Genomic DNA, 19,748 nt, shown 5'->3' with positions numbered 1-19,748 from the left:
AGTTCCGAAAGTTCTCGCGTACGGTTTCACTGACGCGACGCGTGACAGGAGAACCCTCATGACGCAGGCCACCGGCCCCGCTCGTTCGCATCCCGCCACACTCGGCGACGTCGCTCGGCTGGCGGGCGTGTCCATCGCCACCGCGTCCAAGGCGCTCAACGGCCGCAGCCAGGTCCGCGCCGAGACCCGGCAGCGGGTGATCGAGGCGGCCGAGCGGCTGTCGTTCCGGCCCAACCAGCTGGCCCGCGGCCTGCTCGCCGGGCGGACGGGCACGGTCGGCCTGCTCACCAGCGACCTGGAGGGCCGCTTCAGCATCCCGATCCTGATGGGCGCCGAGGACGCCTTCGGCGCGGGCGAGGTCGCGGTGTTCCTGTGCGACGCCCGCGGTGACGCGATCCGGGAGCAGCACCACGTCCGTGCGTTGCTGGGGCGCCGGGTCGACGGCCTCATCGTGGTGGGCAGCCGGACCGACCCCCGGCCGTCGCTGGGCCGCGAGCTGCCCGTGCCCGTCGTCTACGCGTACGCGCCCTCGGACGATCCGGCGGACCTGTCCATCGTCCCCGACAACGTCGACGCCGGCCGGATCGCGGTGGAGCACCTGCTGGCCTGCGGCCGTACCAGGATCTCGCACATCACCGGCGACCCCGGCTACCTCGCCGCACGGGACCGGGCCGAGGGCGCCCGGGCCGCGCTCGCCGACGCCGGTCTCGACCTGGTCGGCGAACCGCGGTTCGGTGCCTGGTCGGAGGGCTGGGGGCGGGCGGCCACCGCGCTGCTCCTCGACCGGCACCCGGACCTGGACGCCGTGCTGTGCGGCAGCGACCAGATAGCCCGCGGCGTCATGGACGTACTGCGCGAGCGGGGGCACCGGGTGCCGGAGGATGTGGCGGTCATGGGCTTCGACAACTGGCAGGTCCTGACGTCCTCCTCGCGCCCGCCGCTGACCAGTGTCGACATGAACCTGGAACAGGTCGGACGCGCGGCCGCGCACGCCCTGTTCACCGCGATCTCGGGGGTGCGGCGCTCGGGGATCGAGGCGCTGCCCTGCCGCGTGGTGATCAGGGGCTCGACGGCACCACTGTCCTGAACGGCGGGCGGCGGGGGGCGGGCGGCGGGGGGCGGGGGGGGGGCCCAATTCCGGTGCCTGCCGCCCCTCTTGACACCTCCCCGGACCGCTCCTACGTTGCGAAAACCTTTTAGGTCCGTTTCCTCGCACGTATGTCAGGCGCATGACATTGTCCGCATGCCGTCAACCGGAGAGGGAGCACCTCCATGAAGCGCCTCCTCGTCGCCCTCGTGCTCATCCTCGGCTCCGTCTGTTCCGTCACCCCGGCCTCCGCCGCGCAGACCATCGGGTTCCCCACGTTCAGTGGTCCCGCGATCCCGGCACCGCCCGTCGCCCACACGACGGGCGACATGATGAAAGCCATCTACGACGCGGAGAGTTCGGGCACCGACTTCTGGATGGACCGCCTGCTCGCCCGCTCCGGCAACGATCCGGCCGGCCCCTGGCTGATGAGCCGGGGTCGGGCCGTCTTCATGAAGGAGCACGACCCCTCGAAGCTCGGTTTCGGCGGCAAAGTCGCCTACTGGGAGAGCATCAACGACAACAGCGCCTACACGGTCGCGATCAGCCCGGGCACCTTCACCGAGCAGGTCTCCCAGCGCCGGCAGGTGCCCAGCCACTGGAAGAGCGTGCACACCAGCGGCTCGATCACGGTCGACCAGACCAAGTTCATCACCGACAACAACGTCGCCGTGACCAACTTGGCGATCAAGAACAACGGCACCAGCTCCACCACGCTGCAGTTGCGGGCGACCTCCCCGTACGCCACCACGGGCTCCGGCAGTGAGCTGACCGGGCAGGTGAGCGCCAAGAACAACCTCACCACCATCCGTCCCCGGCTCACCGGCGACGGCTTCACCGTCTCCAGCGGCGGCCTGAACCGGTCCGTGACGATCGCCGCCGGAGCCACGGTGACCGCCAAGGTGGTCATGGGCTTCGTCACCGACGAGATCCCCGAGTCGCTCACCGAGTACAACGCCTACGCGGGCTACTCCCCCGCGACCGCGTTCGCCACCCACGTCAAGGCCTACAACCTGTGGTGGGCGCAGAACGTGCCCTACATCGACGTGCCCGAGGGCGCGATCAAGAAGAGCATCTACTACCGCTGGTGGCTGATGCGCTTCAACAACCTCGACGCCGACATCCCCGGGCAGACCTTCCAGTTCCCGACCTCGACCGAGGGCGTCCTGGGCTACAACAACGCGATCGCGCTCACCCAGCCCATGCACATCGACGACCTCAAGTACCTGCGCAACCCCGCCTACGCGTACGGGGACTGGCTCAGCGTCGGCCAGACCTCCAAGGGCGGCCGCTTCCTGGACAACCCGGGGGACCCGGAGAACTGGTCCAACAGCTACACCCAGTACATCGCCGAGGCGGCCTGGAAGAGCTACCAGATCCACGGCGGCCAGCCGGCCATCGCGGGCAACCTGGCCAAGTACGCCGAGGGTGACGTCAAGGGCCAGCTCGCGTACTACGACCACGACAACAACAAGCTGATCGAGTACGACTGGGGCGCCCTGACCGGCAACGACGCCGACGCGGTCTCCTTCCACTGGAAGCCCGGAAACATGGACCGCGCCGAGTCCGCCTACCAGTACAGCGGCGCGCTCGCCGCCGCGCAGGCCTACGAGGCGGTCGGCAACACGGCCAAGGCCACCGAGATGCGCACGCTGGCGAACCAGATCAAGGACGCGATCCTCAACGTGCTGTGGAACCCCAACCGGCAACTGTTCGAGCACCGGCTGAAGTCGACCAACGAGTGGGTGCCCTGGAAGGAGATCAACAACTACTACCCCTTCGCGGTCGGCGCCGTCCCCAACACCGCGACCTACAAGCAGGCACTGCGCCTGTACGACGATCCGGCCCAGTACCCCGTCTTCCCGTTCTACACGGCCAACCAGGTCGACAAGAAGGCGGCGGCGGACGCCGGTGAGCCGGGCTCCAACAACTTCTCCACCATCAACTCCACCGTCCAGTTCCGGCTCTACTCCTCGGTGCTGCGCAACTACCCCAACTCCTGGATGAACGCCACCGACTACAAGAAGCTGCTCTACTGGAACGCCTGGGCGCAGTACATCGGCGGCAACACCCAGTGGCCCGACGCCAACGAGTTCTGGGCCGACTGGAACGGCAGCAGCATCGACTACCGGTCCTGGATCCACCACAACATCCTGGGCAGCAGCAACTGGACCGTCATCGAGGACGTGGCCGGTCTGCGACCGCGCAACGACGCCAAGGTGGAGCTCTCCCCGATCGACATCGGCTGGGACCACTTCACCGTCAACAACCTCCGCTACCGGGGCGCCGACCTCTCCATCGTCTGGGACGACCCGGCCGACGGCGTGGTGCGATACCCCGGCATCCCGGAGGGCTACTCGATCTACGTCAACGGCAACCGGGTCGCCACCGTCAACGCGCTGGTGCCGTTCACCTGGGACCCGGCGACCGGTGACGTCACCACGAGCGGCACGGTCACCCACCACACGGCCGTCTCCGGCCTCAAGGCCCCCAACCAGGTCGTGCAGGACAGCCCCCGGCTGGTCGACATGTTCGCCAAGGCGGGCGTGGACCTGACCGCCGACCTGACCAACCTGGCCTCCGGTGCGACGGTCTCCGCCTCCCACACCGGCTCCGGCAGCACCACCGCCGGCGCGGTCGACGGCTACCCGACCAACGAGCCGTTCTGGGGCGCCGGCGGCTCCCCCAACAGCCAGGACTGGTACGAGCTGAACTTCGGCACGGCCCGCACGCTCAACGAGGTGCGCCTGTACTTCAAGGACAGCCGCCCGGCGAGCACCACCTACCGGGCCCCGTCCGCGTACACCATCCAGTACCACAACGGCAGTTCGTGGGTGGACGTGCCGGGCCAGACCAAGAGCCCGGGGTCACCGCGGGCCAACTACAACCTGGTGCGGTTCCCGGCGGTCAGTGCCCAGCGCGTGCGGGTCCTGGCGACCAACACCTCCGGGGCCAAGACGGGCCTGACCGAGGTGAAGGTCTTCAACCGGGGCGGTGTCCAGCCACCGGCCAACCTGGCGACATCGGCGACGGCGTCCGCGTCGTACACCTCCTCCTGGGAGAGCGTCGCCGCGGTCAACGACGGGATCGACCCGCCCTCCTCGAACGACACCGTGAACCCTCGCTGGGGCACCTGGCCGGAGTCCGGACAGCAGTGGGCCGAGCTGACCTGGCCGTCGGCGAAGACCGTCGACAGGGCCGAGGTGTACTTCTTCGACGACGACCAGGGCATCGACATGCCCGCCTCATGGAAGCTGCAGTACTGGAACGGCGGCGCCTACGTCGATGTGCCGGGCGCGAGCGGCTATCCGCTGGCCAAGAACCAGTACGACACCGTCACGTTCACCGCGACGAACACCACGCGACTACGTGTGCTTCTCACCAGTAACGGCTCCAACTCCGTCGGCCTCCTGGAAGCAAAGGTGTACGGCCCGTGACCCGTTCCAGATGTCTGTCAGCCCTCCTCGCCCTGTTCACCCTGGCGGTCGCTTTCCTGGTCGCGCCGTCGCCCGCTGCCGCCGCCGCCAACTTCACCTCGACGGGGGTGAACCAGAACGGCGGCAACTGCCTGGACCTCCCCGGTGGTTCGACGACCAACGGGACGCAGCTACGGGCGTTCTCCTGCGGCTCCGGAGCCAACCAGAACTTCGGCTTCATACCGGTCTCGGGGTCGAACGACACCTACACGATCACCACCCAGTCCGGTCAGTGCCTCGACGTCCACGGCGCGTCCACCGCGGACGACGCGGCCGTGATCCAGTGGCCCTGCCACGGCGGGGCCAACCAGCAGTGGCGGCTCGCTCCCGTGTCGGTGAGCGGAACGGACAGGACCTTCAACCTGGTCTCCGTCGGCTCCGGCAAGTGCGTGACGCCGAGCGGTGGTTCGTCGGCCTCGAACACCGACCTGGTGCAACTGCCGTGCGCGACGGCGAACGGCAGGGTGTGGCGGCTGCCCGGCTTCACGGGCGGCGGCACGGGGACGAAGACCTACACCAACCCGCTCTCCCAGCAGGGGCCCGACCCCTGGCTGACCTACTACGACGGGTTCTACTACCTCGCCACCACGACCTGGAACTCGACGGTCACCATGCGCAAGTCGAGCACGCTGGCGGGGCTCGCGACGGCCACCGACCAGGTGATCTTCAACCTGAGCCGGCCGAACGGGGCCGGCACCATGTGGGCGCCGGAGTTCCATCTGCTGGACGGCCCGAACGGCAAGCGGTGGTACTTCTACTACACGGCCGGGCGCGAGCCGTACGACCTGGGCACGCAGCGGATCCATGTGCTGGAGAGCGCCGGTCTGGACCCGATGGGGCCGTACACCTTCAAGGCCGACCTGCTCGACCCGACCCAGGACAACACCTGGGAGCTGGACCCGAGCATCCTCCAGCTGAACGGCAAGCTGTACCTGCTCGGCACCTTCTACAACGGCTCCCAGCCCATGTTCATCCGGCCGCTGTCGAACCCCTGGACCGCGAGCGGCACCCGCAGGGTGCTGTCCACGCCGACCTACGGCTGGGAGACGGTGGGCGGCGCGGTCAACGAGGGCGGCGAGGTGCTCCAGCGCAACGGCAAGACGTTCATCATCTACTCCGCGAGCCACTGCTCCACGCCCGACTACAAGCTGGGCATGCTCACCTACAACGGCGGTGACCCGCTGAGCTCCTCCTCCTGGGTGAAGTCGCCGAACCCGGTCTTCCAGCGGTCCAACGCCAACGGGGTGTACGGGCCCGGCCACAACGGCTTCTTCAAGTCGCCCGACGGGACCGAGGACTGGATGGTCTACCACGCCAACAACTCCGCGAGCGGCGGCTGTGACATGAACCGCTCGACCCGGGCGCAGAAGTTCACCTGGAACGCGGACGGCACACCGAACTTCGGTACGCCGGTGGCGACGGGCGTACCGCTGACGGCCCCGTCAGGGGAGTAGCCGACGGCTCTCGCCCATGGGCGGGGCGTCCCTTCATGGGGCGCCCCGCCGATGCCGTGTGTGCTACCCGGCGCACCCGCCGACCCGCTTGGTGCTCAGCGCCACGTCGTCCATGCGGAGGTCGTACGAGGACGGGGTGGGGTCGGCCTGGTACAACTGCCAGCCCAGCTTGAGTTTGTCGAAGCGCGGGAAGACGAAGTCGTCGGCCGTGCCGCCGTGTTGCTTGGTCGAGACGGTCAACTCGGACTGCTCGGTGCCGTCCAGGTAGACGGTGACGCGGTTGTCGGTCGCGTCGAGGTGGAACTCGACGCACTGCCATCTCCCGGCCGTGGCGGGGGCCGAGGTCTTCCAGGCGGTCCAGTCGCCCGTGGGGCCCAGGTCCGAGCCGACGCCCCAGAAGTTGCCCCGGTCGGTGGGAGCGTACTGGCCGCCCAACGGGCGTACCAGCGTGAGTCCATCGGAGCCCGAGGCCTCCGCGATGGTCCAGTGCGCCCAGTCGGGGGCGGTGGGGAAGCGGTCCACGCGCAACCGCAGCCGGGCCCAGAAACTGTTGCCGGGGGGCGCGAGGTCGGAGAGGACGAGGAAGGCACGGCCGTTGCCGTCCGTGTGGAGCCGCAGTTCCCGGCCGTGGCCGGTGGCGCCGCGTTCGACGGTCAGCGAACCGTTGGAGGTGTCGGTGGTCCAGCCACGCCCGGCGGTCACCGGGCCGAGGGGGAGGCGGTCGAAGTTCTCCCGGACGAAGGTGCCGTGCGGGACCTCGTGGTGTGTGGGATCGGCGGAGGCGGTGGGGGGTATCGCAAACAGCGTGCCCGCTGCCGCTGAAGCGGCGGCGAGCTTCCTCATGCGTGTCATGGGGGCCAGTCTGCAACATTGAAAGCTCAAGCAACACAAGGGATTTGGGCCACCGAGGTCATACCACTGCGCGGGAAACGGTCTGCCCGGGAACGTGCGCCGCCCCGCTGCCGGCCGGCTTGCGGATCAGCAGCAGCGCCGCGTCGTCGTGCAGCCGCCCGCCCACGTGCGCCAGCAATTCGGCGTGGAGCCGAGTGAGGGTGCGGGCCGGCTCGTCGGACACGTGGCGGGCCAGCCCCTCGACGAGCGGATAGAACGCGCGGTGGCGGTCACGGGCCTCGATGACCCCGTCGGTGTAGAGGAGCAGCTGGTCGCCGTCGGCGAAGGGCAGCACCTGGAGGCTGGGGGTCTGTTCCGTGAGGGCGCGCAGCCCGAGGGGCGGCGCCGGATGCGTGGGCTCGACGGCCTCGACGTCACCGGCCGGGCCGACCAGCAGCGGGGGCGCGTGACCGCAGTTGACCACCTCCAGCCGGCCGTCCCCGGGGTACCCGGCGACGACGGCGGTCACGAAGTCGTCACCGCCGAGATTGCGCGCGAGGCTCCGCTCGATGCGGTCGACGACGGCGAGGAGGTCGGGCTCGTCGTAGGCGGCCTCGCGGAAGACACCGAGCACCAGCGCGGCGGTCCCCACGGCCGGCAGTCCCTTGCCGCGCACATCGCCGACGATCAGCCGCACCCCGTAGGGCGTGGGTATGAGCGCGTAGAGATCCCCGCCGATCCGCGCCTCGGCCGCCGCGGCGCTGTAGCAGACGGCCACCTGGAACGGTCCGACGGTGGCCGGCACGGGCTTGAGCAGCGCGTGCTGGGCGGTCTCGGCGACCGAGCGGACGGCGGCGAGCACCCGCTCCCGGCGCCCCCGCAACCCGCTGGCCAGGCAACTCGCGAGGGTGACGGCCACCAGGGCGGACAGCACGGCCGCCAGCTCACGGGCCGGAACGCCGTCCCGGATGCCGAGCGGGATCCCGAGGAGGGCGGCGAGGAGACCGACGCAGAGGACACCGCGCGGCTCGCTGGTGGTGGTGGCCAGCGCGGGCCCGGCGGCCAGCAGGGGCAGCCAGATCATGCCCGCGCCGCCGATCAGGTCGACGATCACCACGCCGGTGACGATCAGGACGGGCACCAGGGGTGTACCGACGGCCAGCCGAGCGGCGGTGCGCCTGCGGACCGGCGTCCCGGAGGCGGCGTCCGGATCGGTGATCAGCCGTGTCAGCCAGTGGGCGTCGCCGTGGTCTCGGGCCTGACTCATGTGGTGTCCGCAGTCCTCACCTGTGTACGGGGCATATTTCCGGAATGCCTGTTTCATCCAGGAAAGAGGTTCAGCCCGGCCGTCACAAGGAGGCGGATTTCAGATAGTGAGCGAGAGGCCCCGGGTCACGCGGCTCGCGGTCGGGAGCAGCCTCTCCCGGATCCCCTCCAGCCGGGACAGCCGGTCCGCCGGAAGTGAGACCCCGAGGGAACCGAGCCTGTCCCCGCTGTAGACGGGCACGGCGACACAGACGGTGCCGAGGGCGTACTCCTCGAGATCCGTGACGGCCGGGGCAACGGGCGAGGCGTCGAGCCGTCGGAGCAGCTCCGGCGGGCTGGTGATCGTCCGCGGGGTGAGACCGGCGAGCTCGTGCCGGGAGAGGTAGTCCTTGCGGGACTCGTCGTCCAGCTCACGCAGCACGGACTTGCCCAGCGCGGTGGCGTGCCCGGCGTCCTCGAACCCCACCCAGAGGTCCACGCGGGGCGCCCTTGGGCCGTCGACGATCTCGGCGACCCGGATCTCACCGTCCTCGTAGAACGTGAGGTACGCGGCGGTCGCGAGCTCGTCCCGCAGCGCGGCCAGGGTGGGCCGCACCCGGCTGAGCAGCGCCTGCCCCCGGCCCGTGGTGTGCAGCGCCCCCAGCTTGTCACCCAGCACGAACCCCCCGTCGGCCAGCTTCCGCACGTATCCGTCGTGGACCAGCGTCCGCAGCAGGTGGTACGCCGTGGCCAGCGGCAGCCCCGTCTCGCGCGCCAGCTGCTTCGCCGGTGCGCCGTTCTCGTGCGCGCCCACCGCTTCCAGCAGCCGGAACGCCCGCTGCACGGAAGTGATCAGGGTGGGCCCGTCCTGCCCCGCCATACGACCAGCCTGCGTCAGCCGTCCGGCACAGGCAAGACGCGGTCCGCTCCGGCTCGCCCTGAGGGCCGGAGCGACCGCCCCTGGCGTCAGCTGGAGGGGAGCCGCCTAGAGGGGAGTCGCCGCGTGCAGCACGAGGGCCAGGTTCAGGGCGGAGTTCGCCGATGACATGGCGGAGACGGCCGTGCCGGCGGTGGCCGTCCAGGCCGCCATGCCCACGGCCGTGAACAGGGACGGCCAGCGGCGAGCCAGGGGTGCCGGGTCGAGGAGGGCGGCCACCCGGCGGGGCACCGGGCCGGGCGCGGCGAACCCGGTGAGTCCGGCGAGCGCGGGCGGGGGCGTCGTGCGGTGGGAGACCAGCGCGGCCCTGCCGATCGCGCGGGCCACGGTCCGGCGGCTTCCGACGGCCGCGGCCGCCTCCTCGTCCGCCCAGCGCTCCGTCGTGTAGGCCACCGCCGTCCGCAGCGGGTACAGGAACGGGTTGGCGTGCGCGGCCAGGCGGACCGTGAGGAGGAAGCGGTGGTGACGGGCCGTGAGGTGGGCTCGTTCGTGGGCGAAGAGGGCCCGGCGTTCGGCCGGTTCGAGGTGGGACAGCAGCGCAGTGGTGACGACGATGCGGTTCCGGGTGCCGCCGGGCAGCGCGTAGGCGTACGGGACGTCGTCGGGCAGGACCGCCGCCTCGGTGGTGGGCAGCCCGGCCAGTGCGCGGTGGGCGCGGCGGCGGGTGCGCCGGTGTCGCCACCCGGTGCGTGCGCATGCCGCCACCACCGCGAGCAACGTGGGGACGGCGAGCCGGCCGGCGATCCCGTCGTACGGCACCGCCGCGCGCACCGCGGGGTCGGACCATCCGTCGGGCAGCGGATTGCCGGGCAGTTGGGCGGTGCCCACCACCATGAGCAGTCCCAGGCTGACGGAGCTGCACGTCGCCATGGCGGCCGCCAGCCCGGTCAGCAGCCTGGTGGCGGTGCGGGGATGCAGGTGCTGTTCGGCGAGGCGGGCGACGGGCCACGCGGTGAGCGGCAGGATCAGTGGGAGGAAGACGAACATCCCCATGCGGTGTCAGTCCGTCCCTTTCGTGTCCGGCTCGGTTCCCAGAACCAGTTCACGCAGCAGGCGTTCGTCCTCCGGCTCCAGGGAGGTGACGAAGCTGGCCAGGACCGCCTCCCGGTCGCTCTCGCCGTCGAGCACCTTGCGCATCCGGTGTGCGGCGAGACCGGCCTGGTCGGCCACCGGTGTCCACGCGAAGGAGCGGCCCGACCGTTCGCGGGTCACCGCGCCCTTGGCGAGCAGTCGCGTGAGGATGGTGATCACGGTCGTGTAGGCGAGGCCGCCGCCGAGGCGTTCCTGCACCCAGCCCGCGCTCGCCGGGCCGTCCGCCTCCCCCAGGGCCTCCAGGACCAGCCCCTCCAGTTCGCCCTGTGCCCGGCGCCGGGGACCCTCCCGCCGGTTCGTCACACCCGGTCTCCCTTCCACCGCCGTGAGGTTCACATGGAGTCCATCGTAAGGACTCCCGGTACCGCTCCCCCGCCTGTGAGCTGTGCAACGCCGGCTCCCTTCGGGGTTTACGCCGGCGAGGATCGGTGAGGCGGCCCGGATGCCCGACAGTCTCACCCCCACCGCGCCCGCCCCCGACCCCTTACCGGCCGACGACGGGGCGACGCGCGGAACGACGCCGCCCTCGCCCGGGCGCCCCAAGCAGCGTGACGCGTTCTTCGACAACGCCAAGTACCTGGCCATCGTGCTGGTGGCCGTGGGACACGCCTGGGAGCCGCTGCGCTCCGGCAGCCGTGCCGTCACCGCGCTCTACACGGTGGTGTACGCCTTCCACATGCCGGCGTTCATCGTCATCTCCGGTTACTTCTCGCGCGGCTTCGACGCGAGTCCGCGCAGGATCAGGCGTCTGATCACCGGAGTCATCGTCCCCTACGTCGTGTTCGAGACGGCGTACAGCCTCTACACCCGGTGGGCCGAGCACCGCCCGGACCGTGAGATCAGCCTGCTGGATCCGCTGTACCTGACGTGGTTCCTGGCGGCTCTGTTCATCTGGCGGCTGACCACTCCGCTGTGGGAGAGGGCGCGCTGGCCGCTGCCGCTCGCCCTCGGCATCGCGATGCTGACGACGCTGTCGCCCTCCGTCGGCGGCGACCTCGATCTGCGGCGGACGCTGCAGTTCCTGCCCTACTTCGTGCTGGGGCTGTGCCTTCGGCCGGAGCACTTCCGGCTGGTCCGCCGGCGCGAGGTGCGCATCCTGGCGGTGCCGGTCTTCGCCGGTGCCCTCGCCGTGGCGTACTGGGCTGTCCCGCGCTTCGACTACGCCTGGTTCTTCCACCGGGACAGCGCGGTGGAGTTGGGCGCACCCGCCTGGTACGGGCCGATGATGACGCTGGCCCTGTTCGGCTGCTCGATGACGCTGGTGGCCTGCTTCCTGGCCTGGGTGCCCGGCGGCCGGACCTGGTTCACCGTGCTGGGGGCCGGCACGCTCTACGGGTACCTCCTGCACGGATTCGTCGCCGTGAGTGCCAACCGCTGGCACTGGTACGGCCCTTCCTGGGTGCACGGCCCCCTCGGTGAGGTCACCGTCACCCTCGTCGCGGCCGCCGTCGTGACCGTCCTGTGCACGCCGCCCGTTCGGCGGGCCCTGCGCTTCGTGGTGGAACCGAGGCTCGACCGGGTGTTCCGGCGCCCCTCGGCCGTATCGCCCGAGTAGTCCCGGGACAGCGCCGGGCCGTCTCCCACGGGGGCGCGCGTGAGACGGCCCGGCGGTCGGGCGATGACCAGGGGCCACGACCCATGAAAAAGTAAAAGACACGCAAAAGAGGCTGGTCAAGGTACCAACATGCGCCAGGGGGGCGCTTTCAGGACAAGGGGAGTGGCGGATGGGGACTGACGGGAACTTCTCCGCCCCGCCACTAGTTTCTACATTGCTGTAGATATCGATCGACCGTCTTTGGAGTGCGCATGGCCCTGTGGGACCGCCTCAAGGAATCCGCGACGCAGATGCAGACCCAGCTGCTGGCGAAGAAGAACGACCTCACCAGCGGCGCCTTCCGCGACGCGAGCATGGCGATGTGCGCGCTGGTCGCGGCCGCCGACGGCAGCGTGGACCCGTCCGAACGGCAGCGCGTGGCGCAACTGATCGCCACCAACGACGTGCTGCAGAACTTCGACGCCATGGATCTGCAGCGGCGCTTCGACCAGAACCTCGACAAGCTCACCGCTGACTTCGACTTCGGCAAGGTGAGCGTGCTTCAGGAGATCGCCAAGGCGAAGAAGAAGCCGGCGGAGGCCCGCGCGGTCGTCCAGATCGGCATCGTCATCGGTGGCGCGGACGGCGACTTCGACAAGAGCGAGCAGGCCGTGGTGCGCGAGGCGTGCTTCACGCTGGACCTGCCGCCGCACGAGTTCGACCTCTGAGCGCAGACCGCCGCAACCCCCACGGGCCCCGGATCAGGCGATCCGGGGCCCGTGGGTCAGGCGCGAGCCGTCGTCAGTGAGCGGCAACGTGGATGCTGCCACCCGCCACGACCCCGTCGGCCGAACCGACAGCCAGGAGGTCGGCGCAGACGTCCGCGAGCGGCGTCTCGACGTGGAGGCCACCGGCGCCACCGGCCGCGAGGCCGCCGGAGACGGCGTCCAGGGCAGCGTCGGAGATCTCGGCCGTCTCGACCTGCGGGGCAAAGTTCATAGCGAGTGGTTCCCTTCGAATGAGCACGTCTGAATGGCGGAGTTCGCCTGCTTCCCGCACGGGAAGCGTCCCGGCGATGTGAGCCACGCGCTGGATCAAAGCACGCCGACGAAAAGACGGCCAGCCGCCCGGAGTTCGACCGCGCGTATCGGGAGGGCCGACTTCATCGGTGTGACAGCGCGATGACCGAACACGGCGACTCCTTCACACAGCCCGCCACGCCACTGCACGTGCGGCGGTTGCCGCCGCATTCCGAGACGCACCTTCGTCGCCACTGTTCGGGTTTCGCATGACGCCCTCGTGAACGGTGTGCAGATTCACTGAATTTTCCCCATGGACCGGAAATCCTCGGTCTCCTGGTGGCGTGTAACGTGGCGGCGCTTCATGACGCGGACTTACAGCGAAGGATCAGCCCAGTGACAACCCACTCGAGCGGAATCGACCAGCTGCCCATCTACGACAGCCTGGTGCGTGAGCAAGGTGACGTCGTGGCCGAAGTGCGCGAGGTGGCGGAGCAGATGCTGTTCCAGGCCGCCCAGGCCCTGCGGGGACATCACGTGGTTCAGCAGCGCGTGACATCACCGGACGCGTGAGCCAGCCGCATTTCGACGGAAAGTCCGATTCCTCGCAACCCTGCACAGGACTCCGTCATTTCGAACTGAATCCGCACCGAATCTCCACCGACCCCCGGCGTCCACATTTTCCTCACGACGCGCTCGGCGCCGGGCCCATGCTCCGCAGCTGCCGCACGCTTCCGCCGAGCTCGGACCGGATCTCCTCCAGCTGTTCCCGTTTCGCGGCGACGACCCAGCGGGTGCCGACGAGATAGGTGCCTCCGTAGATGGAGGCGCTCTCCAGCCAGGTGTCCTTGAACTTCTCCTCGGGGAAGGTCGTGATGATGTAGTCGGCCTTCTTCCCGTGGCACACACCCTCGCGCAACTCGTCCGCGTCGATGCGGATCTTGGCCGTACAGCCGATGAGACCGGCGATCACCTCCACCTTCGCCGGGGCGACGACACCGGCCGCGGGCGCGGCGGACACCTTCGTCGGCTTGCTGTCCGCCGACGCGTCGTCGTTGCTTCCGCCGCAGGCCGTGGCCAGCGGCAGCAGGGCCAGACTCGCTGTCAGCGCGACACCGCGCGCCAGTTGCTTGAACACGTGCCTCTCCGTATCCGGGTGCTCTGCCGACGTCGGCGGCCAGGGGTACGAAAGGAGGTACGGCTGAACGCCGCCGCCCGTTCAAGCGCATTCGCGTGCGGTGGAATTTCCCGAGGGTGATTTGGTGGCGGGCATGTGCGGATCGTGTAGGGGAGGCCGCGAATTGGCGGCGTATAAACCCGTCGGTCCGATTCGGCCCCCCGCCGCGCCCGAAGCAGCCTTGCAGCCCTATCGGCCATGCAGTAACTACGTGAATCATGAACTTGTTCACCCGCGCTGCGTCCCTGCGCCGCTCGGCACCCCCCGCGGCTCCACAACACCCCGCCGAGTCCTCGGCGTTCGCCTCCCCCGGCCTGCTCGACCCCGGCCTCGCCGGGCTGACCGGAGCATGGATCATCGACCCGGCCCACAGCCGGATCGGCTTCTCCGTCCGGCATGCCATGGTGACGACCGTGCGCGGGGCCTTCACGGAGTACGAGAGCCGTCTCTACTTCGACGGTCGCGACCCGTCCCGCTCGCGGGCCGAGATCGTGCTGTCCACCGCCAGTGTCGACACCGGTGTGGAACAGCGCGACGCCCATCTGGTCCACCGTGACTTCCTGGACGCCAAGACCTATCCGCGCATGCGCTTCACCAGTACCGCGGTGGAGCTCGCGAGCCCCGACGTCTACCGGATGACCGGCGACCTCACCATCAAGAACAGGACCCGCCCCGTCGTCCTGGAGCTCACCTACATCGGACAGGTCACCGATCCGTTCGGCCTTGAGCGGGTCGGGTTCGACGGCACCACCACCATCAACCGCACCGAATGGGGTCTGACGTACAACGCCAGACTGGCCGAGGGCGGTGCCATGGTGAGCGAGAAGGTGCGCCTCCAGTTCGACATCGCCGCCATCCGCGCCGACCTCGCGGAGCCCGCCGCACGCTGACTCCCGGGGCGGGGCGGACACCGGGTCACGTCCGCCCCGCCGTCCACTTCTCCTCGATACGGGCGAGCTTCCACACGAGCAGGGCGACCACCCAGGTGGCGAAGAACAGCACGACGACGACGTAGCCGAGGACGTTGAGGTCGAGACCGGAGACCCAGTCCCAGAAGGGGCCGCGCAGATGCGCCTTCTCGGCGACCAGGCCGAGCAGTTCGACGGTGCCGATGAGAAGCGCGACGGCCACGGACAGCCCCGTGACGGTGAGGTTGTAATAGACCTTGCGGACCGGCTGGGAGAACGCCCATCCGTACGCGAAGTTCATGAACGAGCCGTCGATGGTGTCCAGGAGCGACATTCCGGCCGCGAACAGGACCGGCAGGCACAGGATCGCGTACCAGGGCAGTCCGGAGACGGCACCCGAGCCTGCCAGGACGAGCAGCGCGATCTCGGTGGCCGTGTCGAAGCCCAGGCCGAACAGCATGCCCAGCGGGTACATCTGCCACGGCTTGGTGATCGACTTGGTCAGCCGGCCGAGGACGCGGTTCATGAAGCCCCGGTGGTCGAGGTGTTCCTCCAGGGCCGCCTCGTCGAAGTGGCCGGTGCGCATCCGCCGGAAGACCTTCCAGATGCCGACCAGGATCACGAGGTTGAGGACCGCGATGACGTAGAGGAACGCGCCGGAGACCGTCGTACCGATCCAGCCCGTCACCCCGTGCAGCGCGGAGTCGTGGTCGGTCACCGGTCCGGCCAGCGCCTTGACTCCGATGGAGAGCAGGAAGGCGAGGACGAAGACGATCGACGAGTGGCCGAGGGAGAACCAGAACCCGACCGACAACGGGCGCTGACCGTCGCCCATCAGCTTGCGGGTGGTGTTGTCGATGGCGGCGATGTGGTCGGCGTCGAACGCGTGCCGCATCCCCAGCGTGTAGGCGGTGACGCCGACCCCGACACCGAAGGTCCGGGTGCCCAGGCTGTGGTGCTCGGGGGCGACGATCACCACGAGCGTGAACCACCCGATGACGTGCAATGCCAGGACGAGCCCCGCCATCCCGGCGAGGCTCGCCCACTCCTGGCGGGTCAGCGAGGCGCGGATCCGCCGCCAGGAGAAACCGCCCTCCGCGGTCGTGGCGGGGCGGGCGGTGTCGGGAACGGTGGCCATGGGGTCGTACGCCTTCTTCGTGTGCTGCGAGGATCCGCGTCGGCTCCCCGAGCGGCCCTTTCACCTTCATGCCATGTCACCGCAGCTGCAACTGGCTCGCAGTAAAGCTCACCCCACGTTTCGGTCAGGGGGGTCCGGGGACAGGAAGACGACGACGTCCGTCTCGCTGCCCGGCCGAGCCGCCGGCTCGCGCCAGCCGATGCGACGGTAGAACGCGAGGGTGTCGTGCGCCTGACTCCACGTGAGCAGCCAGGCACGCCCTTCGGGAGCTCCGGCGGTGAGGGCGCACAGCAGCCTCCGCCCCAGGCCGGTGCCGCGGGCCCGCGACCGTACGCCGAGCTCGTCGATCTCCAGGGCGCCCACCAGCAGTTGGTCCACGCGGTCGGGGCCCAGTAGCTCGGTCACCCGGCCGTAGGCGCGGTCGGCGGGGAACGGGGCCCTGGTCGTCCAGCCGGTGACGAAGCCGTCCACCCCGCCGTCGTCCGCCGGGGACACGAGGGCCCGGAAACCGGGGCGGTGCGCGTCCTTCTCCAGCCGCTCCCGGAACGCCGCCGCGGTCTCGGCGGCGCCCCTGTGCTCCCAGGGCGGGGCGGTGAAGATCTCCACGTACGCCTCGGTGAGGGCGTCCGCGATGGTGAGGATGTCCGAGCCGAAGTACCGCACGGGGCAGCCCTGTCTCCGTCTCACGAGCCGTCAGGAGGTCCCGGTGGTGCGGCGGCTCCTGAGCCACCACGCCACCCCGCCGAGGGCGAGTACGCCCAGTCCGATGCCGAGGGGTACGCCGAGCGGGACGCCGTCGTCGTCGGAGCTGTCCGCCGCGGCCTTCGCCGAGGCCGTCGGGGTCGGTGACGGGGTCGTCGCGTCGGTGGAGGCGGTGGGCTTCTCGGTGGGGGTGGGGTCCTGCGTGGGGGTGGGGCTGACCGCCTTGGCCCCGGGCGCGGCGGCCTTCAGGGCGAGGCGCGGGGCGGGGTGACCGTGCCCTTCGTCGTCGCCGCCGCTGTCGTCCAGCTCGATCCAGCGGTCGACCTCTCCGTCGCTGTAGCTCTGCAGGGTCTTGAAGACCAGCGACTTGGCATCGGGCAACTGCCGTACGGAAACGACGTACTCGGCGTCCTCCCCCACGGCTAGCTTCGGGCCCGAGACGGTGTAACCGCGGCCGGTGGGGGCGAGCTTCCAGCCCTTGGGGCCCTCCTTGTAGGTGATGTCGCCCGGAGCGATGCCCTCGGGAAGAATCACCTCCAGCTTGGTGATGCCGGCGTCGGCGGACTCCGACTCGGCGGTGAAGGTGAGGGCGACGTCCTGGGCGAGGGCCCGGGCGTCTGCGGCTTCGACCTCCGTATGGGCGGAAGCCGGCCCGGCGGTCGCGACGGCGGCGGCCAGCGCGACCGCGGTGAGGACGCCGAGGCGGCTTGCCGTGGACGCCAGGTTGGTGCGGGACACTTCGGACTCCTGAGGGGTGCGGGGCCGGGCCCGGGCCGCTCGACGGCGGACCGGAGAACTGCTGCGGTTCGGTCAGGAAGTCGGAACGCCCGCCACGAAAGTTCCCGAAGCAGGCCAGTGATCCGCGTCACAGGACGTCAGCTCCCACACCCCGCGATGTCGTCCTCGCAGTCCTGTACGTCCTCGGGGGCGACGGTGTCGAGCCGCCACAGAACGAGACCGTCGGTGTCCCGCTCCGTCGGCGTGATCGTGGCGGTGAAGGGGGCACCGGCGGGAACGTTGAACCGGTCCGCGTCACGGTCGCCGCACTCCACCTCCCACTCCCTCTCCGCCTCCCCGCGCGCCAGGGTCAGGGTCAGGGTGTGCGGCGCGGGAGCCTGACAGGCGATGTCGAAGGTGTAGGGCCGGTCGCCCTTCGCGGTGAACGTCCTGTCCAGCCCCTTCGTCAGGGCCGTCACGCCGTCGTCCTCCCGGGAGGCGCCGTCGGACTCGACGGCGTTCAGCGCGCGGGTGGCGCGCTCGATCGCGTCTTCCTGGTCCGCTTTCCCCTCCCAGGACGAGGGTCGCGACACGGACGGGGTGTCCTCGGGATCCGACTCCTTCGGCTCCCCCTTCCGCTCCGCGCAGCCTGCGGCCAGGGCCACCACGGTGAGGGCGAGGACGAGGGTCCCCAGGGGTCTGCGTCTCGGGTGCGTCACGCGCTTGCTCACAGCTCGGATTGCCTTTCACGGTTGGTCAGGCCGTCAGGTGGCGTCACCACTGAACCGTATGCGACTCTCCGAACGCACCGATCACTGATCCGCATGCGACTCTCCGAACGCACCGATCACACTGATCCGGGGGCGGATCCGACGCGAAAAGAACACGCCAGGAGGGACATTTCGGCGACTGTTCGCCCCAGGCGCCCCTCAGGTCACGCGGCGAGCCGCCGAGCCGCTGCGTAAGTCCCGCGAACGCGGGTAGACGCCGCAGAGTCGGCGGGGAAGCGGAGGGCGCAGCACCTGGGGAGGTCATGCGCCCTCCGCTTCCCCGCCCTTCTCTCTTTCCCCCTGCGGCACAGCCCCCGCCCGGGCCCCGCACCGCCGCGTCCGGCGGGCGGGGCGGCCGGGGGGACCGTAGCGTGAGAGATGAAGTCCGGGGAGCAGGAGCGAGACGGGCGGTGGCTGTGTCGAAGATGGACTACGCGGCCTTGTTCGCCGCGACGCCGAGCCCGTACCTGGTCCTGGGGCAGGACCTGGTGATCCTGGAGGTCAACCAGGCCTACCTCAGGGCGACGGGGCGGACCCGGGACGACTTGCTGGGGCAACATGTGTTCGACGCGTTTCCCGAGAACCCCGCCGACCCCACCGCGGACGGCGTGCTGAACCTGAACGCCTCGCTGCACCGCGTCCTGGCGTCCCGGCAACCCGACACCATGGCGCTCCAGAAGTACGACATCCCCGACGTGAGCCGCCCGGGAGCGTTCGACGAACGATGGTGGTCCCCCGTCAACACGCCGGTCCTCGCGGAGGACGGCACCGTGGCCTGGATCATCCACCGGGTCGAGGACGTCACCGCTTTCGTCCAGGCCCACGCCACCGCGAACCAGCCGCCCTCCCGGCACCTGACCGAGCGCGAGGCCCTGGAGGCGGAGCTGTACGCCCGCGCGCGGGAGCTGCAGCGGCTGAACGAGGAACTGCGGCAGGCCCACACCCGGGAGCGGCACGTCGCCCTCGCGCTCCAGGAAGCCATGCTCCAGGCCCCTGACCTGGTCCACCACCAGAACATCGCGGTGCGCTACCTGCCCGCCGCCGGGTCGCTGAACGTGTGCGGCGACTGGTACGACATGGTCGACCTGCCCGACGGCCGCTTCGCGGTGGCCGTCGGCGATGTCGTCGGCCACGGCCTGGAGGCCGCCGCCGTGATGGGCATGCTCCGTAGCGCCCTGAGCGCCGCCATCCGCGCCCTGGAGCGGCCCGCGCAGGCGCTGGAGGTCCTGGGTCTGTACTCCAGGTCGGTCGAGGGCGCGCTGAACACCACGGCGGTCCAGGCGCTGGTCGATCCGACGAGCCGGCTGATCATCTACAGCAACGCCGGTCACCCGCCCCCGGCCCTGCTGCACCCGGACGGCACCTGCGAGCTGGTGGACCAGGCGACCGACCCGCCCCTGGGCGTCCGGCCCCAGCACGTGCCCCGCCCGCAGGCGACCGCCTCCTACAGCCCCGGCGACACCCTGCTCCTCTACACCGACGGGCTGATCGAACGCCGGGGCGAGGACATCGACATCAGCCTCGCCCGGCTGACCGACGTCCTCGGCCGGTTCGGGCACCTGGCCCCCGAAGCCCTCGCCGACAACCTGCTGGCCCAGCTCGGCCTGGCGGGGGGCGGCCGCGACGACACGGCGATGATCGTCGTGCGGCTGTAAAGGCGC

19 protein-coding genes are annotated in these 19,748 nt (G+C 70.2%); 8 read left to right on the top strand and 11 right to left on the bottom strand.

Features of this window, described 5'->3' with window-relative positions; genetic code table 11:
• Positions 1–58 precede the first annotated feature (58 nt).
• From IG99_RS07640 to IG99_RS07630, 3 genes are all read left to right on the top strand, one after another.
• Positions 59–1,087: a LacI family DNA-binding transcriptional regulator gene (locus tag IG99_RS07640; protein WP_037671196.1), complete on the top strand. Its 1,029-nt coding sequence runs from the start codon at positions 59–61 to the stop codon at positions 1,085–1,087.
• A gap of 185 nt (positions 1,088–1,272) precedes the next feature.
• Positions 1,273–4,524: a discoidin domain-containing protein gene (locus tag IG99_RS07635; protein ID WP_037671192.1), complete on the top strand. Its 3,252-nt coding sequence runs from the start codon at positions 1,273–1,275 to the stop codon at positions 4,522–4,524.
• Positions 4,521–6,017, top strand: a complete 1,497-nt coding sequence (locus tag IG99_RS07630) for a family 43 glycosylhydrolase (RefSeq protein WP_037671189.1) — start codon at positions 4,521–4,523, stop codon at positions 6,015–6,017. The genes IG99_RS07635 and IG99_RS07630 overlap by 4 nt, the downstream gene beginning before the upstream one ends.
• A 63-nt stretch (positions 6,018–6,080) precedes the next feature.
• Here IG99_RS07630 and IG99_RS07625 read toward each other — a convergent pair whose 3' ends face one another.
• The 5 genes from IG99_RS07625 to IG99_RS07605 form a co-directional block, all read right to left on the bottom strand.
• Positions 6,081–6,869, bottom strand: a complete 789-nt coding sequence (locus IG99_RS07625; protein WP_037671187.1) for a LamG domain-containing protein — start codon at positions 6,867–6,869, stop codon at positions 6,081–6,083.
• A 58-nt stretch (positions 6,870–6,927) separates the two neighbouring features.
• Positions 6,928–8,115 carry a PP2C family protein-serine/threonine phosphatase gene (locus IG99_RS07620; RefSeq protein WP_078947574.1) on the bottom strand — a complete coding sequence of 396 codons (1,188 nt, stop codon included), beginning with the start codon at positions 8,113–8,115 and terminating at the stop codon, positions 6,928–6,930.
• Positions 8,116–8,214: 99 nt separating this feature from the next.
• Complete coding sequence (locus tag IG99_RS07615; RefSeq protein ID WP_037671184.1) at positions 8,215–8,973, bottom strand: IclR family transcriptional regulator; 759 nt, start codon at positions 8,971–8,973, stop codon at positions 8,215–8,217.
• 105 nt (positions 8,974–9,078) lie between these two features.
• Positions 9,079–10,023: a M56 family metallopeptidase gene (locus IG99_RS07610; RefSeq protein WP_037671181.1), complete on the bottom strand. Its 945-nt coding sequence runs from the start codon at positions 10,021–10,023 to the stop codon at positions 9,079–9,081.
• Positions 10,024–10,029: 6 nt separating this feature from the next.
• Positions 10,030–10,425 (bottom strand): BlaI/MecI/CopY family transcriptional regulator, encoded by a 396-nt coding sequence (locus IG99_RS07605; RefSeq protein WP_037671177.1) that lies wholly within the window; start codon positions 10,423–10,425, stop codon positions 10,030–10,032.
• Between the two features lie 139 nt (positions 10,426–10,564).
• Here IG99_RS07605 and IG99_RS07600 point away from each other — a divergent pair, with 139 nt between their 5' ends.
• Positions 10,565–11,677: an acyltransferase family protein gene (locus IG99_RS07600; protein WP_037671174.1), complete on the top strand. Its 1,113-nt coding sequence runs from the start codon at positions 10,565–10,567 to the stop codon at positions 11,675–11,677.
• Between the two features lie 251 nt (positions 11,678–11,928).
• A complete protein-coding gene (locus IG99_RS07595; RefSeq protein WP_037671171.1) occupies positions 11,929–12,384 on the top strand; it encodes a tellurite resistance TerB family protein in 456 nt (151 codons plus the stop codon).
• Positions 12,385–12,457: 73 nt separating this feature from the next.
• Here the strand turns inward: IG99_RS07595 and IG99_RS07590 are convergent, their stop codons facing one another.
• The gene (locus tag IG99_RS07590; protein WP_037671168.1) at positions 12,458–12,655 is read right to left on the bottom strand and encodes a hypothetical protein; all 198 of its coding nucleotides are present in this window, start codon (positions 12,653–12,655) and stop codon (positions 12,458–12,460) included.
• A gap of 416 nt (positions 12,656–13,071) precedes the next feature.
• Between IG99_RS07590 and IG99_RS48640 the strand changes: the two genes are divergently transcribed.
• Complete coding sequence (locus tag IG99_RS48640; RefSeq protein WP_158973150.1) at positions 13,072–13,248, top strand: hypothetical protein; 177 nt, start codon at positions 13,072–13,074, stop codon at positions 13,246–13,248.
• Positions 13,249–13,360: 112 nt separating this feature from the next.
• Here the strand turns inward: IG99_RS48640 and IG99_RS07585 are convergent, their stop codons facing one another.
• On the bottom strand, positions 13,361–13,813 hold the full coding sequence (locus IG99_RS07585) for a hypothetical protein (RefSeq protein ID WP_051865008.1): 453 nt from the start codon (positions 13,811–13,813) through the stop codon (positions 13,361–13,363).
• A 257-nt stretch (positions 13,814–14,070) separates the two neighbouring features.
• Here IG99_RS07585 and IG99_RS07580 point away from each other — a divergent pair, with 257 nt between their 5' ends.
• Positions 14,071–14,742, top strand: coding sequence for a YceI family protein (locus IG99_RS07580; RefSeq protein ID WP_037671164.1), 672 nt, complete (start codon positions 14,071–14,073; stop codon positions 14,740–14,742).
• A 25-nt stretch (positions 14,743–14,767) separates the two neighbouring features.
• Here IG99_RS07580 and nicT read toward each other — a convergent pair whose 3' ends face one another.
• The 4 genes from nicT to IG99_RS48635 all read right to left on the bottom strand — a co-directional run bounded on the left by nicT (position 14,768) and on the right by IG99_RS48635 (position 18,036).
• Complete coding sequence (gene nicT, locus IG99_RS07575; RefSeq protein WP_199815466.1) at positions 14,768–15,898, bottom strand: Nickel transporter NicT; 1,131 nt, start codon at positions 15,896–15,898, stop codon at positions 14,768–14,770.
• A 108-nt stretch (positions 15,899–16,006) separates the two neighbouring features.
• A complete protein-coding gene (locus tag IG99_RS07570) occupies positions 16,007–16,585 on the bottom strand; it encodes a GNAT family N-acetyltransferase (protein WP_199815465.1) in 579 nt (192 codons plus the stop codon).
• A gap of 6 nt (positions 16,586–16,591) precedes the next feature.
• Positions 16,592–17,338 carry a DUF1775 domain-containing protein gene (locus IG99_RS07565; RefSeq protein WP_037671158.1) on the bottom strand — a complete coding sequence of 249 codons (747 nt, stop codon included), beginning with the start codon at positions 17,336–17,338 and terminating at the stop codon, positions 16,592–16,594.
• Positions 17,339–17,475: 137 nt separating this feature from the next.
• Complete coding sequence (locus IG99_RS48635) at positions 17,476–18,036, bottom strand: hypothetical protein (protein ID WP_158973148.1); 561 nt, start codon at positions 18,034–18,036, stop codon at positions 17,476–17,478.
• Between the two features lie 476 nt (positions 18,037–18,512).
• On the opposite strand from IG99_RS48635, the gene IG99_RS07555 reads away from it, so the two are divergent.
• Complete coding sequence (locus tag IG99_RS07555) at positions 18,513–19,742, top strand: PP2C family protein-serine/threonine phosphatase (RefSeq protein WP_037671152.1); 1,230 nt, start codon at positions 18,513–18,515, stop codon at positions 19,740–19,742.
• The last annotated feature ends 6 nt before the right edge of the window (positions 19,743–19,748 follow it).

It is taken from the genome of Streptomyces griseus subsp. griseus (genome assembly GCF_000720255.1).
GTDB lineage: Bacteria > Actinomycetota > Actinomycetes > Streptomycetales > Streptomycetaceae > Streptomyces > Streptomyces griseus_I.
The sequence above is the reverse complement of the archived record's forward strand: the minus strand, read 5'-3'. Positions and strand labels throughout refer to the sequence as shown.

Coding starts and splice junctions, on each gene's coding strand:
- IG99_RS07640 (WP_037671196.1), top strand. CDS start 59: ATGACGCAGGCCACCGGCCCCGCTCGTTCGCATCCCGCCACACTCGGC.
- IG99_RS07635 (WP_037671192.1), top strand. CDS start 1,273: ATGAAGCGCCTCCTCGTCGCCCTCGTGCTCATCCTCGGCTCCGTCTGT.
- IG99_RS07625 (WP_037671187.1), bottom strand. CDS start 6,869: ATGACACGCATGAGGAAGCTCGCCGCCGCTTCAGCGGCAGCGGGCACG.
- IG99_RS07620 (WP_078947574.1), bottom strand. CDS start 8,115: ATGAGTCAGGCCCGAGACCACGGCGACGCCCACTGGCTGACACGGCTG.
- IG99_RS07615 (WP_037671184.1), bottom strand. CDS start 8,973: ATGGCGGGGCAGGACGGGCCCACCCTGATCACTTCCGTGCAGCGGGCG.
- IG99_RS07610 (WP_037671181.1), bottom strand. CDS start 10,023: ATGGGGATGTTCGTCTTCCTCCCACTGATCCTGCCGCTCACCGCGTGG.
- IG99_RS07600 (WP_037671174.1), top strand. CDS start 10,565: ATGCCCGACAGTCTCACCCCCACCGCGCCCGCCCCCGACCCCTTACCG.
- IG99_RS07595 (WP_037671171.1), top strand. CDS start 11,929: ATGGCCCTGTGGGACCGCCTCAAGGAATCCGCGACGCAGATGCAGACC.
- IG99_RS07590 (WP_037671168.1), bottom strand. CDS start 12,655: ATGAACTTTGCCCCGCAGGTCGAGACGGCCGAGATCTCCGACGCTGCC.
- IG99_RS07580 (WP_037671164.1), top strand. CDS start 14,071: ATGAACTTGTTCACCCGCGCTGCGTCCCTGCGCCGCTCGGCACCCCCC.
- nicT (WP_199815466.1), bottom strand. CDS start 15,898: ATGGCCACCGTTCCCGACACCGCCCGCCCCGCCACGACCGCGGAGGGC.
- IG99_RS07555 (WP_037671152.1), top strand. CDS start 18,513: ATGGACTACGCGGCCTTGTTCGCCGCGACGCCGAGCCCGTACCTGGTC.